The organism is Flavisolibacter nicotianae (assembly GCF_003628535.1).
Lineage (GTDB): Bacteria > Bacteroidota > Bacteroidia > Chitinophagales > Chitinophagaceae > Flavisolibacter > Flavisolibacter nicotianae.
Window position 1 is genome coordinate 20,533 of record NZ_RBCI01000012.1, and the last position, 15,106, is coordinate 35,638.

15 protein-coding genes are annotated in these 15,106 nt (G+C 42.2%); 13 read left to right on the forward strand and 2 right to left on the reverse strand.

The genetic code is table 11. The features are described from left to right. Nucleotides 1–27 precede the first annotated feature (27 nt). The 7 genes from D6024_RS21575 (at nt 28) to D6024_RS21605 (ending at nt 7,480) form a co-directional block, all read left to right on the forward strand. On the forward strand, nt 28–1,350 hold the full coding sequence (locus tag D6024_RS21575; RefSeq protein WP_121356899.1) for a phosphatidylserine decarboxylase: 1,323 nt from the start codon (nt 28–30) through the stop codon (nt 1,348–1,350). 254 nt (nt 1,351–1,604) lie between these two features. Next, entirely contained in the window at nt 1,605–2,699 is a 1,095-nt protein-coding gene (locus D6024_RS21580) for a ligand-binding sensor domain-containing protein (protein ID WP_121356900.1), read from the forward strand. 214 nt (nt 2,700–2,913) lie between these two features. After that, nucleotides 2,914–3,699, forward strand: a complete 786-nt coding sequence (locus D6024_RS21585; RefSeq protein ID WP_205573345.1) for a bestrophin family protein — start codon at nt 2,914–2,916, stop codon at nt 3,697–3,699. Nucleotides 3,700–4,174: 475 nt separating this feature from the next. Then, the gene (locus D6024_RS21590; RefSeq protein ID WP_121356901.1) at nt 4,175–5,200 is read left to right on the forward strand and encodes an LLM class flavin-dependent oxidoreductase; all 1,026 of its coding nucleotides are present in this window, start codon (nt 4,175–4,177) and stop codon (nt 5,198–5,200) included. A 226-nt stretch (nt 5,201–5,426) separates the two neighbouring features. Next, on the forward strand, nt 5,427–5,765 hold the full coding sequence (locus D6024_RS21595) for a hypothetical protein (RefSeq protein ID WP_121356902.1): 339 nt from the start codon (nt 5,427–5,429) through the stop codon (nt 5,763–5,765). Nucleotides 5,766–5,981: 216 nt separating this feature from the next. Next, nucleotides 5,982–6,893, forward strand: coding sequence for an amidohydrolase family protein (locus tag D6024_RS21600; RefSeq protein WP_121356903.1), 912 nt, complete (start codon nt 5,982–5,984; stop codon nt 6,891–6,893). Between the two features lie 185 nt (nt 6,894–7,078). Beyond that, nucleotides 7,079–7,480: a winged helix-turn-helix transcriptional regulator gene (locus D6024_RS21605; RefSeq protein ID WP_121356904.1), complete on the forward strand. Its 402-nt coding sequence runs from the start codon at nt 7,079–7,081 to the stop codon at nt 7,478–7,480. A 5-nt stretch (nt 7,481–7,485) separates the two neighbouring features. Here D6024_RS21605 and D6024_RS21610 read toward each other — a convergent pair whose 3' ends face one another. Beyond that, nucleotides 7,486–8,055: a cupin domain-containing protein gene (locus D6024_RS21610; protein WP_121356905.1), complete on the reverse strand. Its 570-nt coding sequence runs from the start codon at nt 8,053–8,055 to the stop codon at nt 7,486–7,488. A gap of 356 nt (nt 8,056–8,411) precedes the next feature. On the opposite strand from D6024_RS21610, the gene D6024_RS21615 reads away from it, so the two are divergent. From D6024_RS21615 to D6024_RS21630, 4 genes are all read left to right on the forward strand, one after another. Then, on the forward strand, nt 8,412–8,942 hold the full coding sequence (locus tag D6024_RS21615; RefSeq protein ID WP_121356906.1) for a Crp/Fnr family transcriptional regulator: 531 nt from the start codon (nt 8,412–8,414) through the stop codon (nt 8,940–8,942). A 108-nt stretch (nt 8,943–9,050) separates the two neighbouring features. Then, nucleotides 9,051–9,473 (forward strand): tetratricopeptide repeat protein, encoded by a 423-nt coding sequence (locus tag D6024_RS21620; protein ID WP_121356999.1) that lies wholly within the window; start codon nt 9,051–9,053, stop codon nt 9,471–9,473. A 77-nt stretch (nt 9,474–9,550) separates the two neighbouring features. Beyond that, the gene (locus tag D6024_RS21625; protein WP_121356907.1) at nt 9,551–10,117 is read left to right on the forward strand and encodes a dihydrofolate reductase family protein; all 567 of its coding nucleotides are present in this window, start codon (nt 9,551–9,553) and stop codon (nt 10,115–10,117) included. 545 nt (nt 10,118–10,662) lie between these two features. Beyond that, nucleotides 10,663–10,995 (forward strand): DedA family protein, encoded by a 333-nt coding sequence (locus D6024_RS21630; RefSeq protein WP_162944925.1) that lies wholly within the window; start codon nt 10,663–10,665, stop codon nt 10,993–10,995. A 207-nt stretch (nt 10,996–11,202) separates the two neighbouring features. Here D6024_RS21630 and D6024_RS21635 read toward each other — a convergent pair whose 3' ends face one another. Continuing rightward, nucleotides 11,203–11,634: a PepSY-like domain-containing protein gene (locus D6024_RS21635; protein ID WP_162944926.1), complete on the reverse strand. Its 432-nt coding sequence runs from the start codon at nt 11,632–11,634 to the stop codon at nt 11,203–11,205. A 298-nt stretch (nt 11,635–11,932) separates the two neighbouring features. Here D6024_RS21635 and D6024_RS27640 point away from each other — a divergent pair, with 298 nt between their 5' ends. Both D6024_RS27640 and D6024_RS21645 read left to right on the forward strand, forming a co-directional pair. Continuing rightward, nucleotides 11,933–12,346, forward strand: a complete 414-nt coding sequence (locus D6024_RS27640; RefSeq protein WP_121356910.1) for a phosphatase PAP2 family protein — start codon at nt 11,933–11,935, stop codon at nt 12,344–12,346. Nucleotides 12,347–12,630: 284 nt separating this feature from the next. After that, nucleotides 12,631–15,090 (forward strand): TonB-dependent receptor domain-containing protein, encoded by a 2,460-nt coding sequence (locus D6024_RS21645; RefSeq protein WP_121356911.1) that lies wholly within the window; start codon nt 12,631–12,633, stop codon nt 15,088–15,090. The last annotated feature ends 16 nt before the right edge of the window (nt 15,091–15,106 follow it).

The window sequence follows — 15,106 nt, forward strand, 5'->3', positions numbered from 1 at the left end:
GTGAGAGAATAGAAACAAACAACTGCAATGAAAAATGACAAGAAAGCAAATCGGTTCTATTTTTCGAAATCGGTTTATTGTGCCTGCATTGCAATTACTGCAATATTGTTTCTATCCTGTAACAACGGAGATACTCAGCCTAAAAATAGTTACGGGGCAAAAACAAGAGAATTGATTGCCATAGTAGCGAAATATCCAAAAATGAAATCCCTTCTGGCCCATGCTATCAACAAGGGAAGGGAAATTAATCCGGACACAACCACCAACCCCGTAAAAAATCTGGAAGACTTTTATCAGTTTGTCTCATGGGCTGAAACCGCTATGCCCTGGGACTTGATTCGACATACGGAACATGCAACACTCTACAACCGGATCGACCAGAGTTTGGGCTATTTGTTTTTTATCACCGACATTCCGTTGCCTGAATTGGAAGGGAAGGGTTATTTCAACAATTCCCTTCAATATGAAGAGCCTTTTTGTTCATGGCTCACAAGTTTTGACAAAGGATGGGGAAGTTTTCTCGACACGAAACAGTCATGGAATGCAGCTTATTACAAGCTAGCCCTGTCTGAAGAAAAATTCGGTTTGCAAAATGACTGGTACGAAGATCCTTCACACTGGGAAACCTTTAACCAGTTTTTTACCAGGCGTTTGAAATCGCCCGACAAAAGACCCGTTTCTTCTCCCTCAGACGAGTCCATTGTTGTATCGCCAGCAGACGCTGCCCCACAGGGTGTTTGGAAAATTGACAGCAATTCCGGAATTGTTGGGCAAGAAGGTGTGCCGATAAAAACGGCAACGGTATATTCTGTGAAATCGCTTATCGGGGACAGCAGTCAATATAAAGATGCATTTCAAGGCGGAACCATCACACATACCTTTCTTGACGTGGGAGACTATCACCGCTATCACTTTCCGTTGAGTGGAACTGTAAAAGAAGCCCGGGTGATTTCTGCTACCAACACGGCAGGCGGTTATGTGACCTGGGATGCAAGGGAAAAAAGATATGTATTTAACCCGGGAAGCATTGGCTGGCAGGCTATCGAAACAAGGGGGTGCGTTATTTTAGAAACCGATCAATATGGCTTGGTAGCGTTGCTGCCGATTGGCATGTCGCCGGTTAGCTCAATTCAATTTAGCACAGCAATAAAACAAGGGAGCAGGATAAAGAAAGGAGATGAGATGGGTATGTTTCTTTTTGGTGGTTCTGATTTTGTCATGGTGTTTCAAAAGCAGGCTGACTTCACCATTACTTGCCCAAAGGAGGAAGGCCGTCATTCATTCAAACATTTATTGATGGGAGAACGCTATGGGAAACTAACGCTTTTGACAACTTCAAAGCAACATTGAACTTTTTGAAAGAATAGTTTCTTAAACTTTAACGAGGTGGCTTAATGGTAAACACATCAGACAGACGCACAACATTAGCTTTAAAAAACAAGGGCTGATGAATAAGGGTTCAACCAATTAACTTTATTCGGCAGTAGGAAATAAGTGAAGCTGACGTTTTCCCATTTCCCCCACCTTCACAAAGCGCTGTTCGTTAGAGGCAACCATTGGACTCTACCTGGATGAGAGACAAAGACGCATAAAACAAAGCGACATTGATTAATTATCAAATTATCTCCTTACTGATTGCAGTAACGTTTTTCTCTGCCTGTAACGGACAAGCAAAGACAAACTTGCTGAAAGAAAATGCAGATGAACTAAAACCCTCACTGAGTATACAAACAAAACTGGTTAAGAGACAAGGCGCGGGAACTGCCGGGAATGTTCATTGCGGTTTGCAAGACAAAGCAGGCAACCTATGGTTTGGCACGACAGGCGAAGGTGTCTATCGGTACAACGGAAGCTCATTTACCAATTTGACTACAAAAGATGGTTTGAGCAGTGATATTATTTGGTCCCTTTGGGAGGATAAAGCCGGTAACATTTGGTTTGGCACGGACAGTGGTATCTGTCGTTACGATGGGAAAACGATTTCCCGTATTCCAGTAACTGTTTCTCATGGTAATTATGGTAATGCAATGACTGCAAAACAATCCCCGGCTGTGAAAAATAGTGTTTGGAGTATTATGCAAGACAAAGTTGGAACCATTTGGTTTGGAACAAGTGAAGGGGTTTATTGCTACAATGGAACGTCCTTTACCCGCTTTTTAGAGAATCAAAATATTGTCAATGACAGTGGGTTGCGTCTTAAAATGGTGCAGTGTATGTTGGAAGACAAAGCAGGCAACGTTTGGTTCGGTTCCGGGTTAGGGGAGAAAGAAGGACTGTGTCGTTTTGATGGCCGATACCTGACCAGTTTTAAACCAAATGGCGATGATTGGGTTCGTTCTATTTTTGAGGATAAAAACGGCACATTGTGGGTGGCTTGCCGGCACAAAGGTTTGTCCCGTTTCGACGGGAAAACCTTTACAGTTGTTGGCGAAAAGAAAGGCTTTGACACCACGGGTACCGGTTCTATTGTAGAAGATAAAACTGGCAACATCTGGTTTGCATCACTGGGTGCCAGGGAAGACGGCGGTGTTTGGCGTTTCAATGGGAAAACATTTACCAATTTCAATACGAAGGATGGATTGACGAATAATTCAGTTTTTTGCATTGTAGCCGACAGAGCCGGAAACATTTGGTTCGGTACCGGTAACATGGGTTTGTGCCGATACGACGGAAAAAGCTTTACCCGGTTTTCAGAATAGAACAATAAGTGATGAATGGTATAGACCTTAAAGGGTCGGCTGCCGCTAAAAATGGTATTTCAGCAATAGCTGCTGAAGAATAGGTGCTGAGCGATTGTAATTTTACTCAACTTTATCAATAAATTTAAGCTGACGAACACAGCCTTCCGCTACTGCAGAAATACCCCAGCCGTTAGCAGTTGTTTAAACCACAGGTAATTTAGGAGAAAGGAAGATGATTTTAGATAACAAAGTTCCCTTGGCGTATATATTCAAAGAGATAAGAAGAGATCTCATTTTCATTCTTGCAGTCGGGGTTGTTTTCAATTTCTTGACCAACCTGTTTTCGGCTCATCTGCCCGAAATGCCGTTGAATGTCCCTACCTTTTTAGGTACTGCCATTTCCATTTTATTATCCTTTAAGATGAGCCAGTCCTATGACAGATGGTGGGAGGGTAGAAAGGTATGGGGTGCTATTGTAAATGACTCCAGAAGCTTTGTGTTGCAGCTACAAAACTTTGTCGGATCAAATCATAATGTAACAATCGAGAGGATAGCATTAAGACAAATTGCCTGGTGTTATGCACTTGGTCAATCCTTAAGAGGTTTGGATCCACTCGATAACCTTGAACAGTACCTCAGCCGCCACGACATGGATGTTATTCGTCGACACGCCAACAAGCCTTTAGCCTTGCTGCAACTGAATGCTTCAGAAATCAGGAACCTAAAAACGAACAACCAAATTGACAGCATACAACAGACCCAACTGGACCAAACCTGTGTACGGCTATGTGATTCGATGGGAAAAGCTGAAAGAATTAACTCTACTGTATTTCCCGCTACTTATCGTTTGTTCCTGCATTTTGCCATTTATTTGTTTGTGATTACCCTGTCTATTGCGCTGCGAAACATAGAGCCAATTTTTGAAATCCCTTTATTAGTGCTCATTTCTTCCGTATTTCTGCTACTTGAAAAAAACAGCCTTTCACTTGCAAGATCCATTCCGAAACCGGCCAAGTGATGTTCCAGTTACAGCAATTGCCAGAAACATCGAAATCAATGTCAAGCAATTATTGGGATTGGAGGATGTGCCAAAGCCAGAAGCTTCAGATACATTTTATATTCTATGAACGCGAAACCTTGAAAAATGTGCAGGTACTCGAAATAGCTCTCATATGCAAATAACAGGAGAGAAAACATTCTTCAAAAAGTAAGGACTGCTAACATCGGATTTCTGAAACTAATGCTGACGAAGCATAACTAAACAATATAACTTTATTGCACAGCAGAACAGAAGTGAAGCAAAAGGAACACAGTATACCTTGGCATCAGAAATCCGTTCTAGGTTGTACGCAACCTTATGATGAAACAGACTGGACATACAAAGGTTATTGGCTTGCTTGACAAAGCTGAAAGCTTTGACATGGAAATTTGATTCTACTTTTGATAACACGTAATAATTATTATTGTCGTGGGGAAAATACAAATCGAAAAGGATGAAGAAACTAGGATTTCTATCGTTTGGACATTGGGCTAATCACCCGGCCTATAAAACCCGTACAGCAAGTGACACCTTACTTCAATCAATTGACCTGGCTGTTGCTGCCGAACAAATTGGTTTGGACGGAGCTTATTTTCGAGTGCACCATTTTGCAGCCCAGCTGGCATCTCCATTTCCTTTGCTTTCAGCAATCGGTGCAAAAACAAGTAAAATAGAAATTGGAACGGGTGTGATTGATATGCGGTATGAAAACCCGTTGTATATGGTGGAAGATGCCGGTGCTGCTGATTTAATTTCAAAAGGACGGTTAGAATTGGGAATTAGCAGAGGGTCGCCGGAACAGGTTATCGAGGGGTGGCGCTATTTCGGCTATGAACCCAAAGCAGGAGAAACCGATGCAGATATGGGGCGTCGCAAAGCCCTGGAGTTCCTTGATAAGTTAAAGGGAGTTGGGTTTGCAAAGCCGAATCCGGCCCCGATGTTTCCCAACCCGCCTGGACTACTTCGCCTGGAACCACATTCAGAAGGATTGCGGGAGCGTATCTGGTGGGGAGCTGCTTCCAATGCGACTGCCGTATGGGCTGCAGAAAACGGAATGCATCTGCAAAGTTCCACGCTGAAGTTTGATGAAAGCGGTAAGCCATTTCACATACAACAGGCCGAGCAAATAAGGTTATATAAAGAAGCCTGGAAAAAAGCAGGGCATGGGCGGGCGCCGAGGGTATCGGTGAGCCGCTCAATTTTCGCATTGGTCACTGACCAGGACCGGCTTTTCTTTGGCCGGGAGGCCGATCGCGTTGATCAAATCGGAATGATTGAGCCGGGAAGGAACGCCATTTTCGGAAGAAGTTACGCCGCAGAACCTGATCAACTTATTAACGAGTTGGCAAAGGATGAAGCCATACAGGAAGCCGACACACTTCTCTTGACTATACCGAATACATTAGGAGTAGACTATAACATTCATGTGCTGTCTTCAATCCTGGAACATGTGGCTCCAGGACTCGGTTGGCGCAAGTAAGTGAATGATGCATCAGACTGTTTTCGTTAAAACTGACGATTGGGAGAAGTAATGCATATAACATGCGCTGGCCAATATACCGGCTACAGAATAATGGCTGATCAAATGAATTATAATCATCTATATAGAATAAATTTAAGCTGAAGGAACATAGAATGCCGGTACATCAGCAAGCGCTTAACGTTAGTTGCCATTTAGCAAAAGAACAATTACAAACTAACTAATTATGGGACTGATCATTTATGGAAACAGGCAGACACCGATCGCTGTCGACGAGCTTTTTGTACGGTGCCCGTGCTGTGAGGCCCAAAATTGGGCAGATGTCATGGTATTAAGCAACTATTACCACATTTACTGGATTCCAATTTTCCCTTTTGAAAAGAATGCGAACATCATCTGTAAGAAATGTGGATTGAAACGCTATGGAATACCTTTTACCCCATCTTTGATTAGCAATTTTATCGAAGTAAAAGGCAACTTCCGACATCCTTGGTTTACTTATTTGGGTGCCGGAATATTTAGTTTCATCGTTATTGCAATTGTCATTGCCGCAAACATTAAATGACTAATGCAGCGGCTTAAAATAAAGGAAGCACAATATCAAAAATACTCTGAGGTACAAACGGCAACTAAAAGTGCATTACTGCATGCGTGGCCGAATTGCTGCTATGAAGCTTGACGAATAGCACGGCAGCTGATTATCTTTACTGAACTGCATTGCTGCCGATGCCACACCTGACATCAATGCTTTCACGTTAGGCGCACTCATACAACAGCTCTTATGAATAAATGCATCACAATTTTTCTGTCACTACTTACTCACGTTTTGCTTGCCCAACCGCAAACGAGAATTATCGATATGCACATCCATTCCTACACGAACAGCGATTTCGGAGATCGTGAGCCGGCAACCGATCACTACGGAGTCAAGGGTGCTGTCAATGCGGACGTTCATCGTGCAGCCACTTTTGCTGCATTTAAGAAATTAAATATCGTGAAAGCAGTTGTAAGCGGTAATCCACAAAGTGTAGATGAATGGTTCGAAAAAGACAGTCATCATATTGTTATCCGGGGCATCTTGATGTACACTCCCAATGATTATGGAATGGACAGCGTCAAACTCGAGCAAATGATCAAGGACAAAAAACTTGAGGTATTTGGAGAAATTGCACCGTATTATGGAGGAACCACATTGAGTGATTCTATCTGGCAGCCTTATTTAAGAATCTGCGAAAAGTACAATATCCCAGTCGCTGTCCATACGGGTGGTGGTGATCCTGGAGGAACGTATTCCTGGTCGCCGAAAGCCAGGCTACGGCTTGCAGATCCTTATTTAATCGAAGATGTTTTGGTAAAATACCCAAATCTTAGAATTTACCTGATGCACGGCGGGGGAGAAGATTGGCCTGAGCATGCGATCCGCCTCATGGCTTATTATCCCCAACTCTACACTGACCTTGCCGTATTGCTTTGGGTGGAACCCAATACACAACGCTATGTAAAAGAGTTGCTCCGAAATGCCAAGGAGGCTGGATACTTAAATAGAATCATGTTTGGCTCAGATCAGATGATATGGCCTTATGCCATTGAAAAGTCAGTGCGGTTTCTAAATAGCTTGAACTTTCTTACAAAGCAAGACAAAGAGGATATATTTTATAATAATGCAGCAAAGTTTTTTGGCCTGAAAAACTAAATGCGCCTAACACAGGATTGGCAAAATAACGGCTGAAACTCTATCTTTCAACTGTAAAACAATAATCAACAACAGCAAAGGAGTGAAGCAGAAGTTTTTCAAATTCCGCTACTTCACCTATCCTCTGGACGTTAGGCGCTACTTAGACAGACAGTTCTTAACCACAAAACAGAATAGTCAAAATTATGAGCACTGTAGATAGATTATATATTGGCTGCCCAGTTCAGCATGCCAGGCAATTTATTGCCGGTAAATGGCAAATGGGTATCTTATGGAATTTAAAAAATCAATCTCTGGGTTTTGGTGAAATTAAAAGTAAACTGCCGGGGCTATCAGATAAAATACTCATGCAGGAACTGGACTTTTTTATTCAGAAAAAAATAATCCTACGTAACGCTTTTGAATTTCAAACCGGGAAAGCTGAGTATGCTTTAACCTCTATCGGTGAGAGTTTAATTCCTCTCATCAATTCAATCGTAGAATGGGGTTATTTATACTTGCAAGACGAACAAATGAGTAAAGAAATGAGCATGACGCCCATGCCTGCTATTGAAGAAATTGAAAATGGCATGGCAGAAAAAGAATAAGGTTTTTATGCTTTCATCTTTGGAAACTTAACACCGTATTTTGAAGCAGTCGCTATTAACTTTTTAATATCGGGAGATCCTTGCGGCATTGGCGGAAGCGCTAATTCCTCAGCAGGTTTGCTCATTTCAACAAAGTAATTCTCCAAGCCACCCGGTGTAAGCAAAATCAAAGTTTCCAATTTTTCAGATTGTATTTTAAAGGAATGCTGGATATTTTTAGGCAGAAACATGACATCACCTTGTTTTGCATTAAATTTTCGATTGCCTACCGTATAAATTACTTCGCCTTCTAGTATCAAAAAAGCTTCGTCTTCTTTTGTATGGGTGTGTGGCGGAGGTTCTAGGCCCTTGCGTTCAGTTGCACGAATCAAAGCGTATTGACCACCCGTTTCCTTAGAGGTAACGAGTAATGACATTAAATGGCCTATATACCAATAGGAATTCTCCTTATTTCTGTTTGAAAGCATCGGCATCAGCAGCGCATCCTCATTTTTCATATTTGCAAACGCTTCAGGTACTGTAAACATGGTGCTCATAATTCCTATCGTTTTCAAAAATGTTTTTCTCGTTGGCATAACAAATAACTTTAGTTTAATGAACTTAAAATTACGAGGTTAACCCAGCAGAATTACTGGACTTACCAAAAGGTAAGATGATAAAAGGTTCGAAGAAGTATTCATACTTTCAATAAAAAGACAAGAGGCTAACAGCGGTTTCCTGCTATGCTGGCTGATTCAACGCATATCGTCACCTTTTCTGCTATTGGCAGCAGTTTTGGCTGGCAGAACATCGTTCAGTAAAAGCTTTTATCTTGAACAATAAATTATCTACCGGCTTGCACTTCGACTGACCGAACACAGAATACCAGCACAGCAGAATGCCGATAAACGTTTGCGCTCATTGTAAGGACGGTTCTGCAACATAAAAACCAATGACGGAACAATTGAAGTATTATCTACGGGCTAGCGCAGATATTGATAGCAGACAAATGGAAAGGATAATTTCATGCTTCAAGTTTCAAACCGTAAAAAAGAATACAGTCCTACTTTCGGAAGGAGAAATATGCAAGGAGTTTTATTTCATTAACAGTGGTTGTATTCGCACATATTATATCACCAGCCAAGGACATGAAAAGACTGGATATATTGCTTTTAAAAACAGCGTTGCAACTTCCATTTCCAGTTTTATCTCTCAACAGAAATCATTTGAATTTGTTGGTACCCTTGAAAATTCTGAATTATCAGTAATAAGCCATAATGATTTTTATCAGTTAGTAAATGATGCCCCCAAATGGGAAAAAATTTATAGAACACTTTTAGAAACGGCTTATCTCTTTCAAAAGAAGAAAATAGAGAACCTGGTAACTCTTTCAGCAAAACAGCGCTATGACTTGTTAATGACGGAGAATCCAGGGTACATTCAACGACTTTCAATAAGATATTTGCATCCTACCTCGATATAACTCAAGAAACCTTAAGCAGGCTTAAATCAAAATGAGTTTTTTGACCTATGTCAATGTTCAGGAAATTTGAGCTTATTAATGTTGCTGTCCACATTTCAATTAAATGATATGAGGTTCAACCCAAATAACAATGTAATTAAACTTTGTGCGGCAGGCATGGATATGGAAGGAAAAGGCAAATCAGAAGAGGCAAGCAAACTCTTTCTCCAAGCCTGGAACGAAGCTACAAACGACTTTGAAAAATTCACTGCGGCTCATTATGTAGCTCGACATCAGAAAAGTGTAGAAGGTAAGTTGAAATGGGACGAAACGGCTCTGCATCTGGCATTAAAGTCAAATGACGACAATGTTAAGGGCGCATTGCCTTCGTTATATTTAAACATTGCTAAAGGCTACGAAGACCTGGGCGACTTTGAAAATGCAAGAAAGAATTATCAAATAGCACTTTCATTTACTAACCATTTACCCGAAAACGGATACGGAAATACGATAAAAGCTGGGATTATTAATGGTATAGAAAGAGTAAAATAAGACCTATATCAGTTTGAAAAACGAGCTGCTAATACACAACCCAAACTGAAACCAATTTCAGACAACTATTAATAAATATGAGAAAAGTAATTGCAGCAATCAATATGACTCTTGATGGAGTTTGCGACCATACTGTAGGGGTCGTAGATGAAAAACTTCATCAGCATTATTCCGACCTCATAAATAGTGCAGGAGTGATTTTGTATGGTCGGACAACTTTTGAACTTATGAAATTTTGGCAAACATTATTGACAAATCCATCTGAACAAAAATCAATGAATGACTTTGCGGTTTCAATAGATAAAATCAAAAAAGTCGTTTTTTCTAACACATTAAAGGACACTGGATGGGACACAGCAGAAATAGTAAAACGACCTCTAGAAGAAAAACTTTTGGAACTAAAGAAACAATCAAGACAAGATATTTTAGTTGGTAGTCGGAGTTTGATTATTCAACTCTTAAATAGCCATCTTATTGACGAATTTCAAATTTGTATTCATCCTATGATTGAAGGAAAGGGATTGCATTTGTTTGAAGAAATAGAGGAAAGGATAATTTTCAAACTCATTAAGACTAAAACTCTACCTTCAGGTGTAACGATATTTTACTATGAACCGACCGAAGAAAAAACAACAAACCGCTAACATCGAATCCTATGTAAAGAGGTAGCTGGAAGTTTCATAAGTTACGTTGGTTTTCAGGGTTTGGAAAAACAGGTTTTCATGCGGTACAGTTGACGTGTCGTTCACCAGTACAATAGTGGTCCTGTCAGCTGCCGTGCAAGGGATTGACTGATTTTAAAACTTGCTCTGTGGATCCTGAGGGCCTTGAACCTTTTGGAGTAAGCAATTCTTTATCAGATCAGTACACTTTCTAAAAAAGGAACAGGTGACGTGTGGGTGAACTACCCGCGTTTCGCGTCGTTTCTGGTCGTTTTGAGAACTGATTCAACGATAAAAGGACTTTTTGTTTTGCAAAAACCAAAAAAATAAACAATCAAAGATTTTTACTGCCTACGATTGATTGTAGGTGCTCCTGCTCGATTCTGCCATTGGGCATACAAGGGGGAGGAGGAATGTGAGCGGAAATTTTAGATACCCAGCAACTTTTTCGCGTTGTTTTGTTAATGATGGCTACCGCTGCCGGCAGTTACCTGGGTTGTTTTATCGACTACCTAAAAGCAAGCTATTTGTTCCAAAAGAACGACAGTTTCTTTTTCATAAAAAAGCATATTTGTCGCGCCAGGGATTTTTATGACATGCACGGTAAATACACTGTTTTTCTTTCTAATTTTCTACGGGTGATCATGACGTTTGCACCATTGGCGGCCGGGAATCACAAAAATGTCGTTTACGTCTTTTCACTCAACAATTGTCTGGGAATTATTTGCCGGGTGATGGTCATGAACTTATCAGGGTACTGTTTGCAAACGTTTGTACTTAAGAAAAACGGATTTGATATGAAAGAGCGCATTGACTATATTCCTCCCGTGATTATCATCGTGCCCACCTTGCCTGATTAAATTTCCTTTGGCCAACATCGCCCTGCACAAGCTTTCTGATCTTTCTTTTAAAGAATAGTGGGAGATGTGAATGGCATTCTAGGTCTTGTGTAGAGGCAATGATGCGGGAGTTAAGTTCCCAGTGATAAGCGCCTCTAATAGAAAAGCAGGGTAAAAAGGATGCAATCACCTTTCAACCCTGCTCTTGTTCAATGCAGATGCTCGTTGTTAATCTTCTACTTTCAAAAAATTTCCTTTTTCATCAAACAGAATGTCTTTTTTATTCACCTCTGCTTCAAACGAGACTTTTCCTTTTGCATCGGTTACCCGACCAGCTTCGGTAATCCTGGCTCCTTTGTAGTGCGCCTTTACATACCTGCTGACGCCTTTGGGCAACTGGCTTATGGGGATCGCCTGAATAACTTCAATTAACTCCCCGGAAGGTCTGTACTGCACGGAGTGGTCTTCGCCTGATTTACCGCCCCAGTTGGCCTCGTAGTTTCCTTTTTCTTTTTCCCAGGTCACCTGTGTGGCATTTGCATAGCTTTTTTGAAAGGCTGCTTTAACGGGTGCCGGCACCTCGTTTGATTTTACTGTTTGTGCACGGGCGGCCATCGTGCAACTGGTCAGTATAACCGCTAAAATCAACGATGTTTTCATGTCAAAAATTTTTATAAACATATCCCCTGAATCCGTTGAAATTTTGAAGGTGAGGGGTTGGAAAATGTTAATGTACATCTTGTTCCACCGTCATGTATTGCATGTCTTAAGTGATGATAATGGTCTTCAAAAATGAATCCGCGAAGAAGGGTCAGTGATGGAAACTATCCAATACGCTGCGCAGGCTGCTTTTCTTTTATGGCTAACTTGTGGTTAGATCGAAAATTGTGCACGGATTGTTTATTACTTCAAAACAGCAACAGAGATGAAGAGACTTTTGTTCATCTGAGTAGCAGTCTTGCTTCGGGTACAGCCTACCGATTTAGCCGATGGCACCGCTGAGCCCAGCCCTGCGTTTCACGGGCCGGCTTTTTCCCGCACGGATGGCAGCACGTCCTTTCCTTCCGCCCACACCACGGCTGCCTTTGCCGTCGCAACGGTATTTGCATATGAATATCGTAACCTGCATTGGGTACCGATTTTATCATACGCAGCGGCTACACCGCCTGGGCTTAGCCGCATTACGGAAAATAAACACCGGATCAGTGATGTGTTTGCAGGCGCGGGTCCTGGTTACATGACAGGACTGCAAGTGGTACGCAATTATCACCGATATGCCTATATGCAAAACCATAATCCGGCAAAAGGTAGCGTGTTGTTCGGAATTAAGTTTAACTCTGATCACCCCGAGCCTTGCCTTACTTATCGGTGATTGCTTCAGAATCATTTAAGGTGTCCAGTGGGTATTTACAGTAAGTTTAGTGCAGCAAAAAAGGATGTCCTACCTGTGTTTTGCTATTGTATGCTGCAAGAGGCGTGCTCCACGCCGGAATGAATGATCACCAAAACAGTTCTCACTGCAGGCTCCGTTAACTTTTGGCGGAACGACTCCGCGGTCCCGATTGGGTAATCGCCTTTCGTGCATCCTTAATTTAGGTTAAACAACAGAGTTGCTTCAGAATTCACCGATACCTTTGTACGCTAAATTTTTAACGGGTGAATAGATTTTGTTTCGTGGGACTACTGCTTTTGACGGTCATTTGCGGATTCGGTCAGGATGGAAATAAGGGTACGATCACCGGAAAAGTAATTGATTCGGCTACAAAAGCTCCCCTGGAATATGCAACCGTTTCCATTTATTTGGCCGACCCTACGAAACCAATCAATGGCGCGGCCACCGATAAAAATGGTGTCTTTACCATTACTGATGTGGCGGACAGCACGTACACAGTTGTCTGTGAATTTATTGGTTATAGTCCCATACGAATTCCAAACGTTACTGCCAGTCATTCAACAATCAACCTCAAAACGATCCTGCTCGCCGCTCAGCCAAAAACATTGCAGGGAATAACTGTTACAGCAAAAGGAAGACTCATTGAAAACAAAATTGATAAAATGGTCTTCAATGCAGAAAAGGACGTCACTTCGCAATCCGGGGTGGCCACCGATGTGTTGAAAAAGGTGCCGCAGGTTTCGGTAGATGCGGATGGTAATGTGCAACTGGCCGGCAGCGGCGGTGTTCGTTTTCTAATTAACGGCAAACCGTCTACCGCCTTTGGCAGCAGTATTTCCGATGTGTTGCAATCCATCCCCGCGAGCCAGATAAAAAGCATTGAAGTCATCACCAACCCTGGTGCAAAATACGATGCCGCCGGAATGGGGGGAATCATCAATATTATATTAAAGTCGAGCAATGCAAAGGGCTATAACGGAAGCCTTGCGTTAACGGTGGGGACGTTGCAGGAGAATGGCTCCCTGAACCTGAATGTCCGCAATGGCAACTTTGGCATGAATGCCTTTGTCAGTGGAAATGCACGGCTGAAATCCACCGTTTATTCCACATCGGACCGGATTGCCACCACCGACAACCGGCAAACGATCCTTCACCAGGAAGGGCAGGGGCAATTCACCCGTAGCGGGTATCAAACCGGGCTTGGATTTGACTGGACTCCGCAAAAGCACAACAGCTTTTCCGGCTCTTTTTCCTTCAATCATTTCGGGAGCAAAGGCACTGGCAGCTCGCTTCAGGACCAGCAGTATTATACAGGCAGTACACTGGGTGATATTCTTTCGAGGATTCAAAGCCGCAATGATTTCCAGTTCCATAATGTTGATGCAGGCCTGAGTTACAAACGCACATTTGCCAAAGAAGATCGTGAACTGGAGATTAATGTCAATTCCAGTTTTGGCAATGATCATTCCGGTGGTAGCAACAGCCAGTTTTTACTACCGCAAGATTCGTTGTACTATGGTACCACCAGCCAAAATCCCGGGAAGACCCGTGAGACCGAAGTGAAGGTTGATTACACGGAGCCGTTACAAAAAGATGTCACCTTAGGCATTGGCAGCAAACTGAGCCTGTATGACATCAACAGCAATTCGCAGGTGCTGCGGTACATGCCATCGGAAAAGGCATACGCTTTCAATTCTTCTTTATCCAACGGGCTGGACTATCACCAATACGTTTATGCGCTGTATTCCGAGATTAGTTTTCCCGTTGGTAAAATCCTGAATGCAAAGATTGGCGGACGCTATGAGCGTACAGAAATCAATTCGTATTATTCCAATACGCTGCATCAGATAAAAGTGCCGGGATACAATACGTTTGTGCCTTCTGTATACCTTTCAAAAAATATCGATGAAAAGCAAAGCCTGAAACTGAGTTATTCCAGGAGGATCGAGCGTCCCGATTACCATGACCTGAACCCCTTTGTCAATACCAATGATCCCAAAAATTTAACGGCAGGCAATCCTTCTCTCCAACCGGAAATTGGTAACCGGATTGAGTTGGGCTATAGCAAGGAAATGGAAAATCTTGGGTCCTTTATGGTAAGCCTTTTTTACCGGATGAACGACCACGACATCCAGCCCTATCTTACCTATTATCCTTCTTATCAGGTGGGTGATTCGGTCTATACAAACGTAACCATCAACCGCCGTCAGAATATTGGAATGGAAAAGAATGTAGGTGTCAGTCTCTTTGCTGACATTCATGTATCTGATAAATTTACGGTGCGGTCAAATGCCTTCCTTTTTCACCGCCACACCATCAATATTCTTGATCCCGGTTTTAATTCGTTTAGTTTCAATTACCGGTTTAACATCAACACGGCTTACCAGTTCACTCCAACATTCAGCGGCGAATTTTTTGGAAACTTCAATTCATCGCGGCGTGAAGCACAAGGCTTCTATCCATCCTTTACATTTTATACCATTGCGCTGCGCAAACAGTTCTGGAACAAGAAAGGAAGCCTTGCTTTTACCACCACAAATCCGTTCAGCGAATACATCAATCAGGAGACCAGATTATTCAGTTCCAATTTTACCACCACCAGTATTCGCAAAATTCCCTTCCGTTCCTTTGGATTAAGTTTTGCCTGGAAGTTTGGAAAGCTTGAATTCAAGCCAAAGAGGGAAGAAGGTGGCAACAATATGAATGTCCCGGTTGAACAGTAAGCTTTGCCCTACACTC

Coding starts and splice junctions, on each gene's coding strand:
- D6024_RS21575 (WP_121356899.1), top strand. CDS start 28: ATGAAAAATGACAAGAAAGCAAATCGGTTCTATTTTTCGAAATCGGTT.
- D6024_RS21585 (WP_205573345.1), top strand. CDS start 2,914: ATGATTTTAGATAACAAAGTTCCCTTGGCGTATATATTCAAAGAGATA.
- D6024_RS21590 (WP_121356901.1), top strand. CDS start 4,175: ATGAAGAAACTAGGATTTCTATCGTTTGGACATTGGGCTAATCACCCG.
- D6024_RS21595 (WP_121356902.1), top strand. CDS start 5,427: ATGGGACTGATCATTTATGGAAACAGGCAGACACCGATCGCTGTCGAC.
- D6024_RS21600 (WP_121356903.1), top strand. CDS start 5,982: ATGAATAAATGCATCACAATTTTTCTGTCACTACTTACTCACGTTTTG.
- D6024_RS21605 (WP_121356904.1), top strand. CDS start 7,079: ATGAGCACTGTAGATAGATTATATATTGGCTGCCCAGTTCAGCATGCC.
- D6024_RS21610 (WP_121356905.1), bottom strand. CDS start 8,055: ATGCCAACGAGAAAAACATTTTTGAAAACGATAGGAATTATGAGCACC.
- D6024_RS21615 (WP_121356906.1), top strand. CDS start 8,412: ATGACGGAACAATTGAAGTATTATCTACGGGCTAGCGCAGATATTGAT.
- D6024_RS21620 (WP_121356999.1), top strand. CDS start 9,051: ATGAGGTTCAACCCAAATAACAATGTAATTAAACTTTGTGCGGCAGGC.
- D6024_RS21625 (WP_121356907.1), top strand. CDS start 9,551: ATGAGAAAAGTAATTGCAGCAATCAATATGACTCTTGATGGAGTTTGC.
- D6024_RS21635 (WP_162944926.1), bottom strand. CDS start 11,634: ATGAAAACATCGTTGATTTTAGCGGTTATACTGACCAGTTGCACGATG.